Here is a 20,838-nt window from a genome sequence, read left to right as displayed (position 1 = left end):
AAATCATTCGAAATTAGCTCGAAATTATAGCCCACTCACAGCCCCTTGTGTCACGATATTTCTCGCCGATCGCCAAAGACGAATGCCCCAGAAGGTGAGGCGTGGGTTCAAAATTTCAGCATTCGTCCAGTATATCACCCGGCAGCAGCTTCGCCTCATCCAACCAGCGTGGATGCGCGATCCCTCACGATAGTGACCCTTTCCTGGCGCTTTCTATGAAACGCGCGATGACAATAAAGAAAACCGGGACGAAGAAGATCGCGAGAAGCGTACCGCTAATCATGCCGCCAAAGACACCGGTGCCGATGGCGTGTTGTGTGCTGTCACTTGCGCCACTGGCCAGCATTAAGGGAACCACTCCCAACGTAAAGGCTAACGATGTCATCAGAATAGGGCGCAGGCGCTGGCTTGCGGCCTGTATCGTTGCCGCCACCAGAGGGTTCCCTTCACGATGCAATTGTCTGGCAAACTCCACAATCAATATGGCGTTCTTGGCAGACAGGCCTATCAGGGTGATAAGGCCGACCTTGAAGAAAACATCATTCGTCATGCCGGCAACAGACACGGCCATGACTGCACCGATCAGTCCCAATGGCACCACCAGCATGACGGCAAAAGGTATTGACCAGCTCTCATACAGGGCAGCGAGCACCATAAACACCACCAGAATCGACAGGACGATCAGACCCGGGAGCTGCGACTGGGATTTTATTTCCTGCAATGAGCTCCCGGCCCATTCTCCCGCCAAGCCCTGAGGTAAATCCCTGGACAAATTCTCCATAACTTTCATTGCGGTACCGCTGGATTCACCTGTGGCCGCACTGCCGGTAATGCGGATAGCAGAATACCCCTGATAACGCGTTAGTTGCTGCGGTGCAACGTTCCAGGAGAGCGTCGCAAACGTTGACACTGGCACCCTCTGCCCCTGGTGGTTTTTAACGGATAATTTCAGGATCTGCTCAGGTTGCATTCGGTAAGGCGCATCGGCCTGGATAATCACCTGCTGAACACGCCCATTGTTCGTGTAGTCATTAACGTAGTTTGAACCTATGGTGACGGAGAGCGTCTGGTTGATTTCATCAAATGAGACGCCCAGAGCTTCCGCTTTTTCCCGGTCAATCTGAAGCGCCAGGCTAGTGCCTTCCGGCAGGCCGTCGATATACACGCCACTCAGTTCAGGGCGTTGATTCGCTTTCAGCACCAGCGCATCGGCCGCCTGCTTTAACGCCTCGTAGCCCAGTCCCGCTCTGTCCTGCACGTACCAGGTGAAGCCCGACGAGGTGCCCATATCCGAAATGGCAGGCGGGAGCAGGCTCATCGTTACGGCATCAGAGACGTTTGCCATACTGGCCTGCATATGGTCGGCTTCATCCTCGGCTGTAGAGCCGTGCCTTTCTTTCCAGTCCTTCAGCGTGGTGAACGCCATGGCCGAATTCGGTCCTGATCCTGAAAACCCAAAACCCAGGATCATAATGTTGCTTTCAATATCCGGTCGGGTCGCAATTTCCTGTTCAAATGTTTTTACTACTTTCAGGGTGCGCTGCATTGTGGCATCAGAGGGAAGCTGAATAGAGGACATAAAATAGCCCTGATCTTCGTCCGGCAGAAAGGATGAGGGCAGCGAAGACAATCCAAAAAATAGCGCAGCACAAAGCGCAACATACAGAAGCAGCATTCGGCCGGTTCGTTTCAGAACCGCGCCCAGGCCGGATTCGTACCATGTCGTCAGGGTATGAAAACGGGCGTTAAAGCCTACCGCGAACCTGCCGCCACCGTGTTTTTGCGCGCTGTGGGGCTTAAGCAACGTCGCACAAAGCGCGGGAGTCAGCGTGAGGGCAAGAAATGCCGACAACAGTATGGATACCGCCATGGAAATACAAAATTGTCGATAAATAATGCCTACGGACCCTTCAGCAAAACCCATGGGTATAAAGACAGCGGTAAGTACCAGCGTGATCCCGATAATTGCCGGGGTGATTTCGGCCATGGCCTCCCGGGTAGCGTCGCGCGGAGAAAGGTTTTTTTCTTCCATCAGCCGTTCAACGTTCTCCACGACCACAATGGCGTCATCCACGATAATCCCTATCGCCAGCACCATGCCGAACATGGTCAGAATATTGATCGAGTATCCACTCAATAGCATCACTGTGAAGGTGCCCAGTAGCGCGACGGGGGCCACAATCGCGGGGATAAGCGTACAACGTATTTTTTGCAAAAACAGCAACATAACGAGGAAGACAAGGACCATCGCTTCCACAAATGTTTGCACTACCTTTATGATGGACAGCTTTACAAACGGTGCGGTATCGAAGGGAACCGTAAACCCCATTCCTTCCGGCAACACCTGAGAAAGTTCGTCGATACGTGCACGTACGCCTGACGCCGTGCTCATCGCATTGGCGCCTGGCGACAACTGGATTGCCGCAGCCGTTGCCGGCACCCCATTTTCGCGGATACCGAAAGCGTAACTTTGCAGGCCAGACTCAATCCGCGCAACGTCGGACAGTTTCAGCCTTGCGCCAGACGCATCTGCTTTAAGGGTAATGTTTCTGAAAGCCTCTACAGAAGTGAGTTGCCCTTTCACTGTGATGGGATAGGTTACGCCTTGTCCTGCAGTTGCCGGTTCGTCTCCCGTCTTCCCCGGCGAAACAAGGGCATTTTGCTGACCTACAGCGGTAAGAACATCGCTCACCGAAAGCCCGTAACTGTGCAGCTGCATGGGATCCAGCCAGATGCGCAGCGCTTTTTCGCCACCAAACAGCTGGACTTTTCCGACTCCCGGCACACGGCGTAGTTCGTCGCTGACGTTGCGGGCAAAATAATCGCTTAAATCCGCCTCTTCAAATTTGCCGGTTGTGGACTTCAACCCCACCATCATTAAAAATCCGGAATTGGCCGCCTCGACGTTGATGCCATTTTGCCTGACCGCCTGCGGCAAACGTGGCTCTACAATCTTGATCTGGTTCTGAAGATCCATCTGTGCCAGCTTAATGTCTGTGCCGGGCTTAAAGGTCACGGTAATAGATGCAGAACCGGTTGTGTCGCTGGATGATTCGAAATAGAGCAAATTATCCACGCCCGATATTTCACGCTCGATGAGCGACACCACGGACGTATTCATGATATCGGGGCTGGCCCCCGGATAAGTGACAGAAATAATGATCCCCGGCGGTGCCACCGCCGGATACTGCGCAACCGGCAACCGGGGTATAGACAGGACACCCGTCAGGACAATAAAAAGCGCCACTACCCAGGCGAATACGGGGCGTTCAATAAAAAAATGAGGCATTAAATTAACGTCCAGATACGTGAATTTCGTCATCGGCTGATACGCGTTTACCGATATCCCTGAGCTGAGAAAATTTCTCAAGAAGCTGCGGGGCGTCATCGAGACTTGTCGCGAACATCCACATGTATGTCATCACGGAATAAATATGTCCGGCGGTGATGCCAGCCGATTGCGTCATCCAGATAATGGTCAGTGTAAAAAGCAGGGCAACGAGTATACCCACCCATAAATAGCCCCACGCCTCCCGGTCCGATAACGCAATGCGTAAACGTGCAAGCGTGACGTAATGGCGGTGAAGGGTGGCGGTGCCTGCCTTATGAACATAATCAACTTCTTTCTCAAGACGATTATTCAGGCGCATGAATAACCATTCATTTTTACGGGCATATTCCGAGACAAATCCCATCAGAATGATGACGATTGCACAGCACATGATGCCGGCCCAGAATTCGATAAATAACAGCATGATTGCCGCACCAAAGAGAGAACTCAGCGAGGTAATAAGCAGGGGCAAGTGCATTTCAAAGAAATCCACATACTCGCGCGAGAGTGTGACCCTGGCGGCGATAGCCGAATGGTTAAGCTGGTATTTCCGCTGTGAAAGCACAACGGAGACCGCAAGCCCGGCATAAATACGAGCAAACGTTCGTGTATCAACACTCCGTCTTGTCGCACCTATGATCCACATACAGAGCACCATCAGTCCGTACAGTGCGGCGTTAAGTGTCTTACCCGCAAGAATGGCATTAATCGCGATGCCTGCCAGAACGGGATACAGTAAAAACATCACGTTTTCAGCCACGACAAGGAAAAAAGTCACAACCAGTTTTTTCCGGTGACGTACCGCGAGTTTTTTAAGTGAGTACATAACGCCAGCTGTATCTGGAGAACGACGATTGTTATTAAGGTTATTCATTCTGGGTAACAGGTTTCAGACTCTTTAAGTGAGTGTATTTTGAGCAATAAGGGTTGGCAGGAAGTCTACAACTCGCCTGTTTAGCGGAAATGGCAGTTTTATGGAGAGAGTGTGGAGCGCAACCGTGCGGTTGTTCAAATCATTCTCATAATGAGGTACAACGGCGAACCGCAGAAAAAAAGAATTAAATAACACTCGTAGTAAAACACCAAATCGTCGAAATCTGGCGTAGCGTTCAGCAGCACAGTGAACGTAATTATGAGATATATAAAAATCACCATTAGCCAGAAGGCGATGACAAGTAATTCAGTGAATGCACCTGCTTTGTTTTGTATTATCAGAGAGACAACCGACAAAGCGATGCAACCATAAATAATGGGAGAGGAGGGCAGCGTCGCGGCAACTTTTTCATCCATTTTATGCATCAACACCAGCCAGGTATAAAGTAATCCCCACGACAGCAGCAGGAACAGCGTATATATACCGATTTTCTTAGTAGAGAAATATTTCGAAAATTCCATGTTCATTATCTCAGCCAGATTCATAAAGCCTTAAAGAGACAGGGTTAATTCTCACCGTTCTATGAAAGAAGGGTTCTGCCCGAATAGCTATTCTGGCCAGGCATTGTCGAGTCTTTATTGACTGAATGTGTAGGCTGTGTGGAGGCATGGCCGGACATTTAAATTAGTGCTGGAAATTTTCATGGCTACGGCACTTTTTCCCGGAGGCTGTGTCTTATTGTGCTAAAGATATCTGATAGCGTGCTCAAAGGGATTTCACCCGCGGAGATAAAATGAACAAAAATACTCTAATCCTTGTTGTTGAAGATGAAGACGACATTGCTGAAATACTGATGAGTTACTTAGAGCGTTCAGGGATGAAAACGCTGAGGGCCAGACAGGGCGAGCAGGCGATAGCGCTTAATCGCCTTCATAAACCGGATCTCATCTTGCTGGACATTCATCTGCCCGTATGCGACGGCTGGAGCGTCCTCACGACGCTTCGTCAGGAAAGTTCCGTGCCCGTCATTATGGTTTCTGCCCTCGATCAGGATGTAGATAAACTCATGGGGCTGAGGCTTGGCGCGGATGATTACGTTATCAAGCCTTTTAACCCTTCTGAAGTTGTCGCGCGGGTTGAAGCGGTGCTGCGCAGAACCAAACCCGCTATTCAGCAGGCGGGGGCCGCGCCTCTCAGGACGCCTTTTATTACGGTCTATCCGGATGATTTCTACGTTGAGGTTACCGTGGGACCTGAGGTGATCTCCCCGGTGTTAACGACGACGGAATTTAAGCTTCTTAAGTATCTGGTCAGATATCCGCGAAAGGTCTGCTCCCGCGAAGAGTTACTCAACGCATGTCTTCCGGAAGGTGATACCCTCGACAGAACAGTAGATAGCCATATGAGCAAGCTGCGTAAAAAACTTGAGCTCGCGGGGCTTTACGGCGTCCCTGAGAGCATCAGGGGCATGGGTTACCGGCTTGGAGAAAAAAAATGAACAGAGAGTCTGTCCTGAGTCGTCAGATCTTAACGTACATGATGTTGCTGACGTTTACGATCATTGCCATTTCAATACTGGGTTCCTGGTTTTTTTACTCCTTTATTCTGGATCACCTCCCCGGCGGCGCTGCGGCGGGGGAAGACGAGCAGATGACCCTGTGGGACTGGGTGTGGATCGGGACAGCAACAACAATCAGTCTGATATTCGCGGTTTTTTTAACGATCAAACTTTCCTCGCGGATACTCACCCCGCTAAACGCGGTCGCGTCCAGCCTGAAAAAAATTTCGCAGGGCCAACTGGATGCCCGGGCTTATTGTGCCAGTTCCAGGCTGGGAGAGATCAATCACCTGGTCATGGATTTCAATGAAATGGCGGAAAAACTGCAGACGCTGGATATGCAGCGTAAATCCTGGAATGCCGCCATTGCCCATGAACTCAGAACCCCGGTCACGATTTTACGCGGACGACTTCAGGGTCTGGTAGACGGCGTTTTTGAACCGGATCCGGTGCTTTTTAATAATCTTCTCAGGCAGACCGAAGGGTTAACCCGCCTGATTGAAGATCTACGGGTTGTCAGCTCTGACGGTGGGGCGGGTTATACGTTGTCTAAATCCAGAACGGATCTCAACGGGACAATACAGGACGCGCTTGATACGTTCATGCCCGAATTTAAACGTAATCAGTTTACGATAAAGACAGCGTTGAGGGAGCAGCGTTGTGTGTTCGATCCGTTGCGTATCAACCAGTGTCTGGCCGTTCTGTTTGACAACGCATTACACTATTCAACCTCGCGGACGCTCATTGTCAAAAATGGCGTGTCTGATAAAGGCAATTATATTCTTATTCAGGATGGCGGACCGGGCATCCCTGAGGCCTTCCACGATTTTTTATTTCAGCCTTTTCAGCGGGATAATGGCGCCAGGGCATTGAATCCCGAAGGGTGTGGTTTAGGCTTATCGGTGGTAAAAGCCATCATGCTGGCCCATGGTGGCGATGTCACTTATACCTTATCAAAGCAAAACCACTCAATATTTAAACTCACCTGGCCCGACCCGTGAGTTTCAGCGGCAGATTAAATGTGCTTGCTGGCGATAAATGCCATATTTGTCCTAGCTTAGCATCCCATTCCTGTGGGGTAATCGTCAGTTTACCGCGTCTCGGGCTTAGGGTTATTTCACTGAAATAGATTTCATCTTTTTTTAGCATAAGATCAACGCGGCAGTAATCAATTCCCTGCGCCAGCTCCTGGGAGGCCAACAATGCTTCTCGGAATAAAAGCGGTTCGCCAGGATCTGCTGAAGTATTCGGATATTCCATCTGGAAAGGTTGTAAGTTCCAGTGCCTGTCATAAACGTTGATAAACCCTTTCCCGTTATCATCCGTAAAATCCGCTTCAACATAGTGGGCAACGCCATGAAAGCAATGGATCCTCAACATTTCGGGCGTTGTATTCCTGTCAGCATCGTCGAAGAGATCGACAAATGGCTCGCAAAGTATACTCGGCGTAATGTTTTTGTACTGCCATTCGCGTGTGGTGTAGTACAGATTTTTCTTTAACGCGAGGCTCAGTTTTTTACAGGCTTCCCTGTCATTAAAGTGCGCTTTGTCGGTACATATTATTGTGCTACCACTGTCATGGTTGCACTTAAGGACGAATTTGTCAGGAAGTACTGAAAAATCAATTTGCGACGCCCTGGTATAAACACCAAGTAATGGCACCGTTTTCACGCGCGTAGTTCTGGAAGAAACGTATTCCCGAACGGCGAGTTTATCGGCAAGCATTGTATAGACGTTATTATGGTCATAGACCAGACGATGGCATATTTTTTCACTCAACGTCGAGGGTGATTTAATGTCAGGGGTTTTCCCGGTTGTTCTCCTGAGCCTCACAGTATGGAAGTGCAGGTCCGTCATTAAAAATGAACGACATTTTCTGATGAGATACTCTGTGTATTTTAGAACATAAGTGGCGGTGATCATTTTTTCTCCTCCGTAATGTCCTGATATTCTGGAGAAGAACTGTTGATGGATATTGCGAAAAATATGGAGCAAGGATGGAGACGAAAATTAAAAGGATTAAATAACGTACGCAGGTTATTTAATCCTTGATTTAGCGGGGGGGTTACCGTTGTGCTTAGCGGTCCTTTCTCCACGCATCGGCGGTCAGCGCTTCACCGAAATGACCGGCAATCAGTCGTTTCGTCAGCTCATGAAGCGGAGAGGCCATGACATCCGCCGTGCTGCCACGTTCGACAACTTCCCCCTGGTGCATCACCATCACCTGGTCGCTGATGTGCTTCATCATTCCGAGATGTTGGGTAACGTAGATATAGGAGATACCTTGTTTTTCCTGCAACTCCAGCATCAGGTTAATCAGTTGCGAACGCATCGACATATCCAGCGAGGCAAGCGCTTCGTCGGCAATGATTACCTTCGGGCGCAAAATCAATGCGCGCGCCAGACCCAGGCGCTGTTTTTGGCCGGGGGCCAGCATATGCGGATAGTAGCTTTCGTGATCCGGTAACAGTCCCACCATGCGCAGGGTTTCAAAGACGCGCTTTCGTCGCGCCTCGGGCTCCAGCTCGGTGTTCAAACGCAGAGGAAAATCCAGAATCTGCGAAATACGCTGGCGAGGATTGAGCGAGGTTGACGGATCCTGGAAGATCATGCGGATACGCTGGCTGCGGAAAGAGTAATCCCCAAACGCCAGAGGATGATCGTCAATCAACACTTCTCCAGCGGTAGGCTCTACCATGCCAGCAAGCATCTTCGCCAGCGTCGATTTCCCGGAACCGTTTTCGCCAATAATCGCCAGCGTCTGTTTTTCACGCAGGGTAAAACTTAGCGGCTTTACCGCCTCGACAGTCTGACGATGAAACAGCCCCGTACGATAGCGAAAGGTCTTACTCAGGTTGCGGACTTCCAGTAAGGTTTCGACCATTTCACTCTCTCTCCATGTTCAGCGGGAAATGACAGGCGTAAAGATGATTTTTGGCGCCGGTCAGGCGTGGTGTCTCAATACATTTACGCTGAGCATACGGGCAACGAGGCCCAAGACGGCAGCCTATCGGCAAGGATTCCAGCAGCGGAATCGCCCCTGGCAAGGTATTCAGGCGACTCTTGTGCGGCATGGCACTGCCAAAATCAGGAATAGCCCGGATAAGCGCCTGCGTATACGGATGATGCGGAGCGTTGATCAGGTCTTCGCTGGGGGCGGTTTCGACCGTTTGCCCGCAGTACATCACATCAATTTTGTCCGCCCATTTGCTTAACATCTGCAGGTCATGGCTGATCAGCAAAATGGTGGTGTTGTTGTTCTGGTTCAGACGTGACAGCAGGCGGAAAATTTGCGCCTGGGTGGTTGGCTCCATCGCGTTGGTGGGTTCATCCGCAATCAGCAAGCGCGGCTGATTAGCCAGCGCGATAGCAATCATCACTTTCTGACATTCACCGTCGGTAAGCTCATACGGGAAGCTGCGCATCGCGTCTTTATGATCTTTGATCCCGACGCGGTGCAACAGTTCGATGGCGCGACGTTTACGCCAGCCGAAACGCTGCCACCAGCGGCCTTTATAGGTCCAGCCGGGGATGTTCTGCATGAGCTGTTTACCCACGCGCTCGGACGGATCGAGACAGGATTGCGGCTCCTGGAAGATCATCGAGACGTTGTGACCAACCAGCTTACGCCGCTCGCGCGGGGAGAGGCGCAGCAGGTCAATGTCGTCGAAGCGCATACGATCGGCGGTCACGCGCCAGTTGTCTTTCGCCACGCCGCAGATAGCTTTGGCGATCAGGCTTTTTCCTGAGCCAGATTCACCCACCAGCCCGCGAATTTCACCCTCAGCAAGCGTGATACTGATGCGGTCGACGGCCTTAACCCAGCCTTCACCGGTTTTGAATTCGATGGTGAGGTTGCGGATATCAAGAAGTGGCATTATTGCACCCCCGCGTTAATTGCACGGCGAATACCGTCGCCCAGCAGGTTGATCAGCAACACGCTCACCATAATCGCCGCCCCCGGCAGCATAACTGTCCACGGCGCCACGTAGATTAACTCCAGCGCGTCACCGAGCATTGCGCCCCATTCAGGTGACGGCAACTGGGCGCCAAGGTCGAGGAAGCCGAGCGCAGCAATATCGAGAATCGCCATCGACAGCGCACGGGTGATTTCAGTGACCAGCCCGGCGGCGATATTCGGCAGAACGGCAAACCACAGGATGTTGAAGGTGGTCGCGCCGTCCAGACGGGCGGCGACGACATACTCTTTTTCCAGCTCGTCATGCACCATGCTGTAAACCGAACGCACGATGCGGGGCAGGATTGCCAGCCAGACGGCAAACATCGCATGCGACAGATGCGGTCCGGCAAAAGCAACCACAATGATCGCCAGCAGCAGAGACGGAATCGACAGCAGGGTGTCCAGAATGTGGTTCAGTACCGCCGAACGCAGGCCATGCGTGGATCCCGCAAAAATACCGAGCGCCAGTCCACAGACTGTCGCCGCAAGCGTGACCACAAATGCGCCACCCACCGTCGGGGCAGCGCCGCTTAACAGGCGGCTCAATACGTCACGTCCGAGGTCGTCAGTGCCGAGGAAGAAAGAGACTTCGCCGTAGCGTGACCAGGAAGGCGGCAGAAGCTGATAGCCGAGGAACTGCTGGTCAATGCCATACGGGGCAAACCACGAGCCAAAGAGGCAGAGTAATACCAGCCCGGCGCAGCCATAAAGGCCGATCATCGCCGTGGTGTCACCATAGAACTTACGCCACACGGTACGCAGCGCACCGGGTGTGCGCTTTTCACTGTATACGTTATCGTAAGGCATACCATTCCTTATGCTTCAACGGGTTAGCCATCGCACCCAAAATATCGGACAACACGTTAACAATAATCACCAGCGAACCAATCACCATCACACCCGCGGAAATCGCGGCGTAGTCCTGCTGGCGAATCGCGTTGATCATCCATCGTCCCAGCCCTGGCCAGCTAAAGACCATCTCGGTGATCATCGCCAGAGTGAGCATGGTGGAGAACTGCAGCCCCAGACGCGGAATCACCGGCGGCAGGGCGTTATGGAGAACGTTGCGGCGCAGGATGGTCAGGCGTGACAAACCCCGCGTTGCGGCGGCTTTGACATAGTTCTGGTCAAACACCTCGATGGTGCTCAGGCGCATCAGGCGGATCACTTCGGTGGTCGGAGCAACCGCCAGCGTCAGCACCGGCAACACCATATGGCGCACGGCGCTGACGATCATCTCATGACGCCACACTGAATCGGACAGCCAGGCGTCAATAATGGCAAAACCCGTCACCGATTTCACCGTATAGAGCAGGTCGAAGCGGCCCGAGACCGGTAGCCAGCCCATCGTCAGCGAGAAGAAGAGCGTTAACAGCAGCGCCAGCCAGAATACCGGGATGGAGAAGCCTAACAGGGCGAGGGCGCTGATGAACTTATCCTGCCATTTGTTGCGATAGATCCCGGCCAGCATACCCACGGGGATCCCCACCATCAGGGCAAAACCGAAGGCCAGAATGCACAGCTCCATCGTGGCCGGAAAAACCTCTTTCAACTGGTCGGAGATAAGCTGCCCGTTGATGCTGGACACCCCGAAATCCCAGTGCAGCAGACCGTTAAACCAGAACAGCCAGGCATCCCACAACGATGAGCCCTGAAGCGGGGCGTGCGGCGTAAAATAGCTCAGGCTGAAACCGACAAAGGTCAGCAGAAAGAGCGTCACCAGCAGCAGCAGGAGTCGGCGCAAGGTAAAAATAATCATGGTTTTTTCACCTCTTGTTCTTTTTCGCGCGAGACGCCCGCGAACGAGGCATTGCCGAACGGACTCAGCACCAGACCTTTAATATCATAGCGATAGGCCTGGAGACGCAGGGAAGAGGCCAGCGGCAGCACGGGCAACTCCTCGGCGAGGATTTTCTGCGCTTCATCATAAGCATCGATGCGTGAGGCCAACTGTTGGGAAGAGAGCGCTTTTTGCAGCACGGCGTCAAACTCCCGGTTACACCAGTGAGCGTAGTTGGTCTGCGAGTTGATCGCCGCACAGCTCAGCAGCGGCCGGAAAAAACTGTCCGGGTCGTTACTGTCGGTAGCCCAGCCGGTCAGCGTGAGATCGTGATTCATATCCATCAGGCGCGCCTCCTGGAAACGGCCTTCAACCGGCACGATGATCACCTTGACGCCCACCTGTGCCATATCTGCCTGCAACAGTTCGGCCGTTTTCAGCGGGCTCGGGTTCCACGCCTGGGAACTGGTCGGCACCCAAAGCTGGAGGGTGAGGTTTTCCGCGCCCAGCGCTTTCAGTTGTTCGCGTGCTTTTGCCGGATTGTATTCCGTAATTTTAGCTTCACCGTCGTAGGCCCACGAGGCGCGCGGTAAAATAGAGGCCGCGGTTTCCGCCGTGCCGTAGTAGATCGACTGCATCAGACGCTGGTTGTTAATCGCCAGCGCCAGGGCATGACGGACGGCAGGGTTGTTCAACGGCGGCTTATCCGTGTTAAAGGCCAGATAAGCGATGTTCATTCCCGGGCGTAGCGTCAGACGCAGACGCGGATCGTCGCGCAAAATCGTGAGCTGGCTGGCGGCAGGCCAGGCGAGCACGTCACATTCCCCGGTGAGCAGTTTTGAGAGACGTCCCGTTCCGCCAGAGCCGAGGTCAACCACCACCTGCGGCATCAGCGGCGTGCCGCGCCAGAAATGTTCATGACGCTGCAGGCGTATATATTGCCCCGCGCGGTATTCCGCCAGCTGGAACGGACCGGTGCCCACCGGCTGGCGATCGAGCAACTCCTGGCGATCTTTTTTCGCAAGCTGCGACGCATATTCAGCAGACATGACGGACGCATAGTGGGTCGCCAGATGCCAGAGGAAGGAGGCATCCGGGCGCGTTAGCGTAAATTCAACCGTTCGGTTATCCAGCTTACGCACGCTCTTAACCGTGTCGGCAAACTGCAGACTGTCGAAGTAAGGGAAATGATCTCCATTGACGTTATGCCACGGATGATTGCGATTAAAGATCCGCTGGAAGGTAAAGACCACATCGTCCGCATTCAGCTTGCGCGTGGGGGTAAACCACGGCGTGCGCTGAAACGCGACATCATTGCGCAGGTGGAAGCGGTAGGTTGCACCGTTGTCCAGCACTTCCCAGCTTTCCGCAAGCTCAGGGACCAGACGGTAGGTGTACGGGTCGACATCAAGCAGACGGTCATACAATTGCGCGGCAAGCGTATCGACAATCAGGCCGCTGCCCGCTTTTTGCGGGTTGAAGGTATCCACCTGGCCGCTCACGCAATAGACGAAACCACTGTCACGGATGTCAGGCTGCGAAGTCTGCCCCGGCGCGGCAAAAGCCATGCTGCTGAACAGACCGAGTGCAAAAAAGGACGATAAAACCAGACGCATAATTTTTAAGGTTTTTAGGTTCGATCTGCAAAGTGTATCGCACTTACGCCTGCTTCGTAAAAATGTCTGCGGGTAAGTGCCGATATTGTCAGCGCATTTGATGCTTTTTGAGCAATGCCCGTAACTGATGGTAGGTCAGACCCAGGAGTTCAGCCGCCCGTTTCTGGTTATATTTCGCCGTCTTCAGGCTTTGCTCCAGCAATTGTTGTTCCTGGTCGTGCTGGAACTGACGTAAATCAAGAGGGAGGGCGGGGGCGTGGTCAGACGATGAGGGGGCGGTGACCGGCGGCGCATGACGCTGAAAAGGATCGATAATGATGTTATCCAGTTCCGCCTCGCTGCTGCCGTGGCGGTAGACAGAGCGCTCCACGACGTTTTTCAGTTCGCGAATATTTCCCGGCCAGTGATAGGCCAGTAGCGTCTCCTTTGCATAATCGCTGAAGCCGGGGAACAGAGGCAGGCCGAGCTCGCGGCACATCTGAATCGCAAACTGGTCTGCGAGCAGCATAATGTCACTTCTTCGCTCGCGCAGGGGAGGAAGCTGAACAACGTCAAAGGCCAGGCGGTCAAGCAGATCGGCCCTGAATTTCTCCTCCGCGACCCTCTCCGGCAGATTGGCATTGGTGGCGCACACCAGACGCACGTTAACCTGCAGCGGCTGGCTACCGCCAACGCGCTCCAGTTCGCCATACTCAATGACGCGCAGCAGTTTTTCCTGCACCAGCATGGGAGCGGTGGCGAGTTCATCAAGAAACAGCGTACCGCCGTCGGCGCGTTCAAACCGTCCCGGATGGCGCTTCTGGGCGCCGGTAAAGGCGCCTGCTTCGTGGCCGAACAGTTCGGTATCGAGCAGGTTTTCATTCAGCGCCGCGCAGTTTAACGAGATAAAGGGGCCGTCCCAGCGTCCGGATAAATAGTGCAGGCGGTTGGCAATCAGTTCCTTACCCGTGCCGCGCTCGCCGATAATCAGCACCGGCTTGTTGAGCGGTGCAAGACGAGACACCTGTTCCAGCACCTCCAGAAAACTGTTTGCTTCCCCGAGTAAATTGTCTTTGTATCCAGCCATGATGAAATTAACCACTCCTTAGCGATATTCACCAGGTCAGCATAGTTCTTCATTGCGTATAAATCAAACACATCAAGCAAAATCAATAGGATAAAAAAATGGCACGGGAATTGTATTATCTCAACAGCAGGGCATTGCCCGACCACAGAAATAAGAGGATTTTTATTATGGGTATTTTTTCTCGTTTTGCCGACATCGTGAACGCCAACATCAACTCACTGCTGGAAAAGGCGGAAGACCCGCAAAAGCTGGTGCGTCTGATGATTCAGGAGATGGAAGACACGCTGGTTGAAGTGCGTTCTACCTCTGCTCGCGCGCTTGCTGAGAAAAAACAGTTAACGCGCCGGATTGAGCAGGCCACCGCCCAGCTCAATGAATGGCAGGAAAAAGCGGAACTCGCCCTGCGTAAAGATAAAGAAGATCTGGCTCGTGCGGCGCTGATTGAAAAACAGAAGCTGACGGACATGGTCGCGACGCTTGAGCATGAAGTGACGCTGGTGGATGACACGCTCACCCGCATGAAAAAAGAGATTGGTGAGCTCGAAAATAAACTGAGCGAAACCCGCGCACGTCAGCAGGCGCTGTCGCTGCGTCATCAGGCGGCCAGCTCTTCCCTCGATGTACGCCGTCAGCTGGACAGCGGCAAGCTGGATGAGGCCATGGCGCGATTTGAGTCTTTTGAGCGTCGCATCGATCAGATGGAAGCGGAAGCAGAAAGCCACAGCATCGGGAAGCAAAAGTCACTGGATCAACAGTTTGCCGACCTGAAAGCGGACGATGAAATCAGCGAGCAGCTGGCGGCATTGAAAGCCAAAATGAAGCAAGATAACCAATAATACTGTTGCGGCACCTGAGCGTGCCGCTATGCATCCTAAGACAAGGAGTACACATGAGCGCGCTTTTTCTGGCCATTCCCCTGACGATTTTCGTGCTGTTTGTTTTGCCGATTTGGCTATGGCTGCACTACAGCAACCGTTCTTCACAAGGCGATCTTTCCCAGAGTGAACAGCAACGTCTTGCGCAGCTTACCGAACAGGCAAATAAGATGCGTGACCGCATTCAGGCGCTGGAAGCGATCCTGGATGCAGAACATCCAAACTGGAGGGATCGTTAATGACCGGACTGAATCTGAACAAAAAGTTGTGGCGAATCCCACAGCAGGGCATGGTGCGCGGCGTTTGTGCCGGGCTGGCACATTATCTTGACGTTCCGGTAAAACTGGTTCGTGTGGTGACGGTACTGTCTATTTTCTTCGGTCTGGCGTTTATCACGTTCGTGGCATACATCGTTCTGTCATTTGTCCTTGATCCCATGCCCGACGGAGAACTGGCCGCAGAAAGTGCGCCAACCAGTAACGATCTTCTGAACGCGGTTGACGAGCAACTGGCCGCAGGGGAGAAGCGGTTACGTGAAATGGAACGTTATGTCACGTCGGATACCTTTACGCTGAGAAGTCGTTTTCGTCAGCTTTAAGAGAGAATTTATATGAAGCAAAACTGGCAACAGGCCGGTCATAAGGTAAAACCCGGCCTGAAAATCGCAGGTAAGCTGGTTCTGATGACGGCATTACGTTACGGCCCGGCAGGTGTGGCGGGTTGGGCGATCAAATCTGTTGCCCGTAAGCCGGTCAGAATGTTGCTGGCCGTAGCGCTCGAACCAATGCTGCAAAAAGTGGCAAAACGGCTATCGCGCCGTTACTTATCCCGCTAATTCACACGCGCGTCAGCCCCTACTTTCCCAGAGAAGGGCTGGCGCCGTCTCAAACATTTCCCTCCCTTTAATGTGCTTTCTTTGCGGCAGCTCACAATACTGAGCAGAGCCGCTTTGGAATTGCGTTTTTCAGCCTCCCGCTTCGTTGACAGATATTTTTCATGGGAGTAGATTGCCCTTCGTGGGACCGCTACCATGGAAAATAAAGTGAACGCAAAAATTAAAAAACTTATCAATCATATCTACGGTGAATCATTTTCTGACGCACATTTAGATGTGTTATTATCAAAGCTTGAGCAAGCCGCTATTGATATTACAGAAAAGCGCAAATCAGGCTGGGATGAAAAAGATGTTGTCCTGATTACTTACGCCGATCAGTTCTCCGCGAAAGGGGAGAAAGCGTTGCCGGTGTTTACCCGCTTTTATAATGAATGGCTTGCCCGCACGTTTTCCCATGTCCATCTTTTACCTTTTTATCCGTGGTCCTCTGATGACGGATTTTCCGTTATTGATTACCACAGCGTCGCGCCTGAAACCGGAAGCTGGCAGGATGTTGCTGAATTAAAACAGTCTGCCAGCTTAATGTTTGACTTCGTGTGCAACCATATGTCAGCAAAAAGTGAATGGTTTGCTAATTATCTTGCGCAGAAGCCGGGCTTTGACGATTTCTTTATTTCTGTCGATCCTGAAACTGATTTATCTGCCGTGACGCGGCCTCGTGCATTACCGCTGCTGACGCCATTTAAGCTGCATGATGGAAGCGTGCGTCATCTTTGGACCACGTTCAGTGATGACCAGATCGATCTCAACTTCGCCTCGCCTCAGGTACTGATTGCGATGGTTGACGTACTGCTCCATTACCTGGCGGAAGGGGCGCGTTACATTCGCCTCGACGCCGTTGGGTTTATGTGGAAGATTCCAGGAACCAGCTGCATCCATCTTGAGCAGACACACTGCCTTATCCAGCTTTTCCGTGCGATTACCGACGCTGTGGCACCCGGCACGGTGATCATTACCGAGACAAACGTCCCGCATAAAGACAATATCTCGTACTTCGGTGATGGTGAAAATGAAGCCCAGATGGTCTATCAGTTCTCCTTGCCACCGCTGGTGCTGCATGCTGTTCATCGTCAGGATGTAAAAGCGCTTTGCCAGTGGGCGGGGTCGCTGGCGCTGCCTTCAACAAAAACGACCTGGTTCAACTTCCTGGCGTCTCATGACGGTATCGGCCTGAACCCGTTACGCGGCATTCTCCCGGAGTCAGAAATACTGTCACTGGTTGAAAAACTTCAGCAGGAAGGGGCGCTGGTTAACTGGAAAAATAATCCTGACGGAACGCGCAGTCCTTACGAAATCAATGTGACCTATCTGGACGCATTAAGCTCGCAAGACAGCCCGGATGATGAACGTATTGCGCGGTTTATTCTGGCGCATGCTGTACTGCTGAGTTTCCCGGGCGTACCTGCCGTATATATTCAAAGCATTCTTGGCTCGCGTAACGATTATGAAGGCGTTGAACGCCTCGGCTATAACCGCGCGATAAACCGCAAGAAATACACCGCCGGTCAGGTTGACCTTGAGCTCAATAATAAACAAAGCATTCGCCATAAAATCTATTCCCGTTTAAGCGAGTTTATTGCTATTCGTCGTGGGGAACGCGCATTTCATCCTGATGCTCAGGCAATGTTTGAATCACTTGATGAACAGATTCTTAAAATTGTTCGCGTGGCTGATAATGGTGAAAAAATTACCGCGCTATTTAATTTTAGTCATAATGTTCATACCGTTTACGAGAAAGTGCTTTCCGGTGTGGAATTGCTATCAGGACAGGCTATTGACGGTACGGAACTGACCCTCAATCCATGGCAGGTTATGTGGATTAAAGAAAACTAAAAAAGGACCCTTAAATGAAAATGCCCAAAATTGTGCTGTTATCAGCACTGGTTTCGTGCGCCCTGTTATCAGGCTGTAAGGATGATAAAGCATCTGCTGTGACCATTGAGTTTATGCACTCTTCAGTAGAGCAGGAGCGTCAGGCGGTTATTACGAAACTGATCGAGAAATTTGAAAAAGAGAACCCTGGCATCACGGTGAAACAGGTGCCGGTGGAAGAAGACGCCTACAACACCAAGGTGATTACGCTCGCGAGAACCGGGGCGCTGCCGGAGGTGATTGAAGTCAGCCATGATTACGCGAAAGTCATGGATAAGGAACAGCTGCTGGATCGCAAGGCGATTGGCGAAGCCATTAAAGCGGTAGGCGAAAACACCTTCTATGACGGGATCCTGCGCGTAGTCCGTACCGAAGACGGTAGCGCCTGGACGGGCGTGCCAATGAGTGCCTGGCTGTCCGGCGTCTGGTACCACAAAGATGTGCTGGCTGCAGCGGGTATTGAAGAGCCCCACAACTGGGAACAACTGCTGAAGGCCAGTGAGAAACTTAACGACCCGGCCAAAAAACATTACGGCATTGCGCTGCCTACCGCGGAAAGCGTCATGACCGAGCAGGCATTCTCCCAGTTTGCACTTTCCGGCGGCGCGAACGTTTTTGATGCCAACGGGAACGTCGAAATCGATACCCCTGAGATGGCGAAAGCGCTCTCTTTTTATAAAGCGCTGGCCGCGACCACCATGCCGGGCTCGAACGACGTCATGGAGATCAAAGATGCCTTCATGAACGGTTCCGCACCGATGGCGGTTTATTCCACCTACATCCTGCCTGCGGTATTCCATGATGGAAACCCTGCCAATCTTGGCTTCGTGGTCCCTACCGAAAAGACCTCTGCAGTCTACGGCATGATCACATCGCTGACGATCACCACGGGGCAATCTGAAGGTGAAACGCAGGCGGCTGAAAAGTTTGTGACGTGGATGGAGCAGGCTCAAAACGCAACCGACTGGGTCATGATGTCGCCTGGTGCGGCGTTGCCGGTGAACAAGCTGGTGGTGGGTACGGATACCTGGAAAAACAACGATGTGATTAAAGCGTTTGGGAAACTGCCTTACGAGCTGATTGCTCAGTTCCCGAATGTGCAGGTGTTTGGCGCTGTGGGCGACAAAAACTTCACTCGCATGGGCGATGTCACCGGGTCCGGCATTATCAGTTCCATGGTGCATAACGTCACGGTGGGTAAACAAGATCTCAGCGCCACGCTCAGCAATAGCCAGAAGCGACTGGCTGACCTGATTTCACAACGATAGGAGCGCTTTGCGGAAGGAAATTATGAAGACGTTGTTTTCTGGTCGATCAGATATGCCTTTCGCCATGCTGCTGTTGGCCCCCAGCCTGATTTTGCTGGGGGGCCTGGTGGCCTGGCCAATGATTTCCAATATTGAAATCAGTTTCTTACGACTGCCGCTTAACCCGCGCATTAGCGCTGTGTTTGTTGGGCTGGACAATTATATTCGCATCCTCAGTGATGCGGCATTCTGGCACTCGCTGTGGATGACGTTCTGGTACACGGCGCTGGTGGTGATGGGCAGCACCGGGCTGGGGCTGGCCGTGGCGATCTTCTTTAATCGCGAATTTCGGATGCGCAAAACGGCACGTTCACTGGTGATTTTATCCTACGTGACGCCGTCTATTTCCCTGGTGTTTGCCTGGAAATATATGTTCAACAACGGCTACGGCATTGTGAACTATCTGGGCGTTGATCTGCTGCATCTTTATGACCAGGCACCGCTGTGGTTCGACAACCCCGGCAGTAGCTTTGTGTTGGTCGTGCTGTTCGCCATCTGGCGCTACTTCCCGTACGCCTTCATTTCATTCCTGGCGATTTTGCAGACCATCGACAAATCGTTGTACGAAGCCGCAGAGATGGACGGGGCTAACGCCTGGCAGCGTTTTCGTATCGTGACGTTGCCCGCCATCATGCCAGTGCTGGCTACGGTGGTGACGCTGCGAACCATCTGGATGTTTTACATGTTTGCGGATGTCTACCTGCTGACCACGAAGGTCGATATTTTAGGCGTCTATCTCTATAAAACTGCATTCGCATTCAACGACTTGGGTAAAGCAGCAGCGATTTCTGTGGTGCTGTTTGTGATCATCTTCGCTGTGATTCTGCTGACCAGAAAAAGGGTAAACCTCAATGGCAACAAATAAACGCGTACTTAGCCGTATTGGTTTTTATCTGGGGCTGGCGGTATTTCTGATCATCACGCTGTTCCCGTTCTTCGTGATGCTGATGACGTCGTTTAAGAGCGCGAAAGAGGCTATATCGCTGCACCCGACCATTTTGCCGCAGGCGTGGACGCTTCAGCATTATGTCGACATCTTTAACCCGCTGATCTTCCCGTTTGTGGATTACTTCCGCAACAGCATGGTGGTATCGCTGACCTCGTCGGTGATTGCGGTGTTCCTTGGCACGCTGGGGGCTTACGCCTTGTCCAAACTGCGCTTTAAAGGACGCACGACGATCAATGCGAGCTTCTACACCGTCTATATGTTCTCCGGGATTTTGCTGGTGGTGCCGCTGTTCAAGATCATCACCGCGCTCGGTATTTATGACACGGAACTGGCGCTGATCATCACCATGGTGACCCAGACATTACCTACGGCGGTATTCATGCTGCGCAGCTATTTCGACACCATCCCGGACGAAATAGAAGAGGCCGCAATGATGGATGGCCTGAACCGCCTGCAAATCATCTTCCGCATTACCGTGCCGCTGGCGATTTCCGGTCTCGTGTCGGTGTTTGTTTACTGCTTCATGGTGGCATGGAACGACTACCTGTTTGCCTCCATTTTCCTGTCCAGCGCCAGCAACTTTACGCTGCCGGTCGGGCTGAACACGCTCTTTAGCACACCAGATTATATCTGGGGTCGCATGATGGCGGCATCGCTGGTGACGGCGCTTCCGGTGGTCATCATGTACGCACTTTCTGAACGTTTTATTAAAAGTGGTTTGACCGCCGGTGGCGTTAAGGGCTGAGGCGGCCAA

Annotated in this window: 20 protein-coding genes; 10 read left to right on the top strand and 10 right to left on the bottom strand. The window is 52.3% G+C overall.

Going from position 1 to position 20,838, the window contains the following annotated elements; genetic code table 11:
* Positions 1–184: 184 nt before the first annotated feature.
* The 3 genes from L383_RS15875 to L383_RS15885 form a co-directional block, all read right to left on the bottom strand.
* Positions 185–3,289 (bottom strand): multidrug efflux RND transporter permease subunit, encoded by a 3,105-nt coding sequence (locus tag L383_RS15875; protein WP_023330543.1) that lies wholly within the window; start codon positions 3,287–3,289, stop codon positions 185–187.
* Positions 3,290–3,293: 4 nt separating this feature from the next.
* A complete protein-coding gene (locus L383_RS15880) occupies positions 3,294–4,205 on the bottom strand; it encodes an ABC transporter six-transmembrane domain-containing protein (protein WP_032629001.1) in 912 nt (303 codons plus the stop codon).
* Between the two features lie 134 nt (positions 4,206–4,339).
* Positions 4,340–4,732: a colistin resistant protein CrrC gene (locus L383_RS15885; RefSeq protein ID WP_100124566.1), complete on the bottom strand. Its 393-nt coding sequence runs from the start codon at positions 4,730–4,732 to the stop codon at positions 4,340–4,342.
* A 266-nt stretch (positions 4,733–4,998) separates the two neighbouring features.
* Between L383_RS15885 and L383_RS15890 the strand changes: the two genes are divergently transcribed.
* Together L383_RS15890 and L383_RS15895 are read left to right on the top strand one after the other, a co-directional pair.
* A complete protein-coding gene (locus tag L383_RS15890; protein WP_023330541.1) occupies positions 4,999–5,703 on the top strand; it encodes a response regulator in 705 nt (234 codons plus the stop codon).
* On the top strand, positions 5,700–6,764 hold the full coding sequence (locus tag L383_RS15895) for an ATP-binding protein (RefSeq protein WP_023330540.1): 1,065 nt from the start codon (positions 5,700–5,702) through the stop codon (positions 6,762–6,764). Before L383_RS15890 ends, L383_RS15895 begins: the two co-directional genes overlap by 4 nt.
* Here L383_RS15895 and L383_RS15900 read toward each other — a convergent pair.
* The 7 genes from L383_RS15900 to pspF all read right to left on the bottom strand — a co-directional run bounded on the left by L383_RS15900 (position 6,745) and on the right by pspF (position 14,186).
* The gene (locus L383_RS15900) at positions 6,745–7,686 is read right to left on the bottom strand and encodes an ATP-grasp fold amidoligase family protein (RefSeq protein WP_023330539.1); all 942 of its coding nucleotides are present in this window, start codon (positions 7,684–7,686) and stop codon (positions 6,745–6,747) included. The genes L383_RS15895 and L383_RS15900 overlap by 20 nt on opposite strands.
* Positions 7,687–7,840: 154 nt before the next feature.
* On the bottom strand, positions 7,841–8,647 hold the full coding sequence (sapF, locus tag L383_RS15905; RefSeq protein WP_014884069.1) for a putrescine export ABC transporter ATP-binding protein SapF: 807 nt from the start codon (positions 8,645–8,647) through the stop codon (positions 7,841–7,843).
* A 1-nt stretch (position 8,648) separates the two neighbouring features.
* Positions 8,649–9,641, bottom strand: a complete 993-nt coding sequence (gene sapD / locus L383_RS15910; RefSeq protein ID WP_014884068.1) for a putrescine export ABC transporter ATP-binding protein SapD — start codon at positions 9,639–9,641, stop codon at positions 8,649–8,651.
* On the bottom strand, positions 9,641–10,531 hold the full coding sequence (sapC, locus tag L383_RS15915; RefSeq protein ID WP_014884067.1) for a putrescine export ABC transporter permease SapC: 891 nt from the start codon (positions 10,529–10,531) through the stop codon (positions 9,641–9,643). Before sapC ends, sapD begins: the two co-directional genes overlap by 1 nt.
* Positions 10,518–11,483 carry a putrescine export ABC transporter permease SapB gene (gene sapB / locus L383_RS15920; protein WP_014884066.1) on the bottom strand — a complete coding sequence of 322 codons (966 nt, stop codon included), beginning with the start codon at positions 11,481–11,483 and terminating at the stop codon, positions 10,518–10,520. Before sapB ends, sapC begins: the two co-directional genes overlap by 14 nt.
* Positions 11,480–13,120: an ABC transporter substrate-binding protein SapA gene (sapA, locus tag L383_RS15925; RefSeq protein WP_014884065.1), complete on the bottom strand. Its 1,641-nt coding sequence runs from the start codon at positions 13,118–13,120 to the stop codon at positions 11,480–11,482. Before sapA ends, sapB begins: the two co-directional genes overlap by 4 nt.
* An 88-nt stretch (positions 13,121–13,208) precedes the next feature.
* Complete coding sequence (gene pspF, locus L383_RS15930; protein WP_023330538.1) at positions 13,209–14,186, bottom strand: phage shock protein operon transcriptional activator; 978 nt, start codon at positions 14,184–14,186, stop codon at positions 13,209–13,211.
* A gap of 167 nt (positions 14,187–14,353) precedes the next feature.
* On the opposite strand from pspF, the gene pspA reads away from it, so the two are divergent.
* From pspA to L383_RS15970, 8 genes are all read left to right on the top strand, one after another.
* Positions 14,354–15,022, top strand: a complete 669-nt coding sequence (gene pspA, locus L383_RS15935; protein ID WP_032628997.1) for a phage shock protein PspA — start codon at positions 14,354–14,356, stop codon at positions 15,020–15,022.
* 53 nt (positions 15,023–15,075) lie between these two features.
* Positions 15,076–15,300 carry an envelope stress response membrane protein PspB gene (gene pspB, locus L383_RS15940; protein WP_014884062.1) on the top strand — a complete coding sequence of 75 codons (225 nt, stop codon included), beginning with the start codon at positions 15,076–15,078 and terminating at the stop codon, positions 15,298–15,300.
* Positions 15,300–15,659, top strand: coding sequence for an envelope stress response membrane protein PspC (pspC, locus tag L383_RS15945; RefSeq protein ID WP_014884061.1), 360 nt, complete (start codon positions 15,300–15,302; stop codon positions 15,657–15,659). Before pspB ends, pspC begins: the two co-directional genes overlap by 1 nt.
* Before the next feature lie 12 nt (positions 15,660–15,671).
* Entirely contained in the window at positions 15,672–15,896 is a 225-nt protein-coding gene (gene pspD, locus L383_RS15950; protein WP_014884060.1) for a phage shock protein PspD, read from the top strand.
* 195 nt (positions 15,897–16,091) lie between these two features.
* Positions 16,092–17,789 (top strand): sugar phosphorylase, encoded by a 1,698-nt coding sequence (locus L383_RS15955; protein ID WP_023330536.1) that lies wholly within the window; start codon positions 16,092–16,094, stop codon positions 17,787–17,789.
* Between the two features lie 14 nt (positions 17,790–17,803).
* Positions 17,804–19,096 carry an ABC transporter substrate-binding protein gene (locus L383_RS15960; RefSeq protein ID WP_023330535.1) on the top strand — a complete coding sequence of 431 codons (1,293 nt, stop codon included), beginning with the start codon at positions 17,804–17,806 and terminating at the stop codon, positions 19,094–19,096.
* 22 nt (positions 19,097–19,118) lie between these two features.
* Positions 19,119–20,000 (top strand): carbohydrate ABC transporter permease, encoded by an 882-nt coding sequence (locus L383_RS15965; protein WP_014884057.1) that lies wholly within the window; start codon positions 19,119–19,121, stop codon positions 19,998–20,000.
* Complete coding sequence (locus tag L383_RS15970) at positions 19,987–20,829, top strand: carbohydrate ABC transporter permease (protein WP_014884056.1); 843 nt, start codon at positions 19,987–19,989, stop codon at positions 20,827–20,829. The genes L383_RS15965 and L383_RS15970 overlap by 14 nt, the downstream gene beginning before the upstream one ends.
* Positions 20,830–20,838 lie beyond the last annotated feature (9 nt).

It is taken from the genome of Enterobacter sp. MGH 37, from assembly GCF_000534515.1.
GTDB lineage: Bacteria > Pseudomonadota > Gammaproteobacteria > Enterobacterales > Enterobacteriaceae > Enterobacter > Enterobacter kobei.
This window is presented reverse-complemented; position numbering and strand designations above follow the sequence as displayed.

What these genes read in the sequence shown, in the direction of transcription:
- L383_RS15875 (WP_023330543.1), bottom strand. Translation starts at nt 3,289, where the DNA reads ATGCCTCATTTTTTTATTGAACGCCCCGTATTCGCCTGGGTAGTGGCG.
- L383_RS15880 (WP_032629001.1), bottom strand. Translation starts at nt 4,205, where the DNA reads ATGAATAACCTTAATAACAATCGTCGTTCTCCAGATACAGCTGGCGTT.
- L383_RS15885 (WP_100124566.1), bottom strand. Translation starts at nt 4,732, where the DNA reads ATGAACATGGAATTTTCGAAATATTTCTCTACTAAGAAAATCGGTATA.
- L383_RS15890 (WP_023330541.1), top strand. Translation starts at nt 4,999, where the DNA reads ATGAACAAAAATACTCTAATCCTTGTTGTTGAAGATGAAGACGACATT.
- L383_RS15895 (WP_023330540.1), top strand. Translation starts at nt 5,700, where the DNA reads ATGAACAGAGAGTCTGTCCTGAGTCGTCAGATCTTAACGTACATGATG.
- L383_RS15900 (WP_023330539.1), bottom strand. Translation starts at nt 7,686, where the DNA reads ATGATCACCGCCACTTATGTTCTAAAATACACAGAGTATCTCATCAGA.
- sapF (WP_014884069.1), bottom strand. Translation starts at nt 8,647, where the DNA reads ATGGTCGAAACCTTACTGGAAGTCCGCAACCTGAGTAAGACCTTTCGC.
- sapD (WP_014884068.1), bottom strand. Translation starts at nt 9,641, where the DNA reads ATGCCACTTCTTGATATCCGCAACCTCACCATCGAATTCAAAACCGGT.
- sapC (WP_014884067.1), bottom strand. Translation starts at nt 10,531, where the DNA reads ATGCCTTACGATAACGTATACAGTGAAAAGCGCACACCCGGTGCGCTG.
- sapB (WP_014884066.1), bottom strand. Translation starts at nt 11,483, where the DNA reads ATGATTATTTTTACCTTGCGCCGACTCCTGCTGCTGCTGGTGACGCTC.
- sapA (WP_014884065.1), bottom strand. Translation starts at nt 13,120, where the DNA reads ATGCGTCTGGTTTTATCGTCCTTTTTTGCACTCGGTCTGTTCAGCAGC.
- pspF (WP_023330538.1), bottom strand. Translation starts at nt 14,186, where the DNA reads ATGGCTGGATACAAAGACAATTTACTCGGGGAAGCAAACAGTTTTCTG.
- pspA (WP_032628997.1), top strand. Translation starts at nt 14,354, where the DNA reads ATGGGTATTTTTTCTCGTTTTGCCGACATCGTGAACGCCAACATCAAC.
- pspB (WP_014884062.1), top strand. Translation starts at nt 15,076, where the DNA reads ATGAGCGCGCTTTTTCTGGCCATTCCCCTGACGATTTTCGTGCTGTTT.
- pspC (WP_014884061.1), top strand. Translation starts at nt 15,300, where the DNA reads ATGACCGGACTGAATCTGAACAAAAAGTTGTGGCGAATCCCACAGCAG.
- pspD (WP_014884060.1), top strand. Translation starts at nt 15,672, where the DNA reads ATGAAGCAAAACTGGCAACAGGCCGGTCATAAGGTAAAACCCGGCCTG.
- L383_RS15955 (WP_023330536.1), top strand. Translation starts at nt 16,092, where the DNA reads ATGGAAAATAAAGTGAACGCAAAAATTAAAAAACTTATCAATCATATC.
- L383_RS15960 (WP_023330535.1), top strand. Translation starts at nt 17,804, where the DNA reads ATGAAAATGCCCAAAATTGTGCTGTTATCAGCACTGGTTTCGTGCGCC.
- L383_RS15965 (WP_014884057.1), top strand. Translation starts at nt 19,119, where the DNA reads ATGAAGACGTTGTTTTCTGGTCGATCAGATATGCCTTTCGCCATGCTG.
- L383_RS15970 (WP_014884056.1), top strand. Translation starts at nt 19,987, where the DNA reads ATGGCAACAAATAAACGCGTACTTAGCCGTATTGGTTTTTATCTGGGG.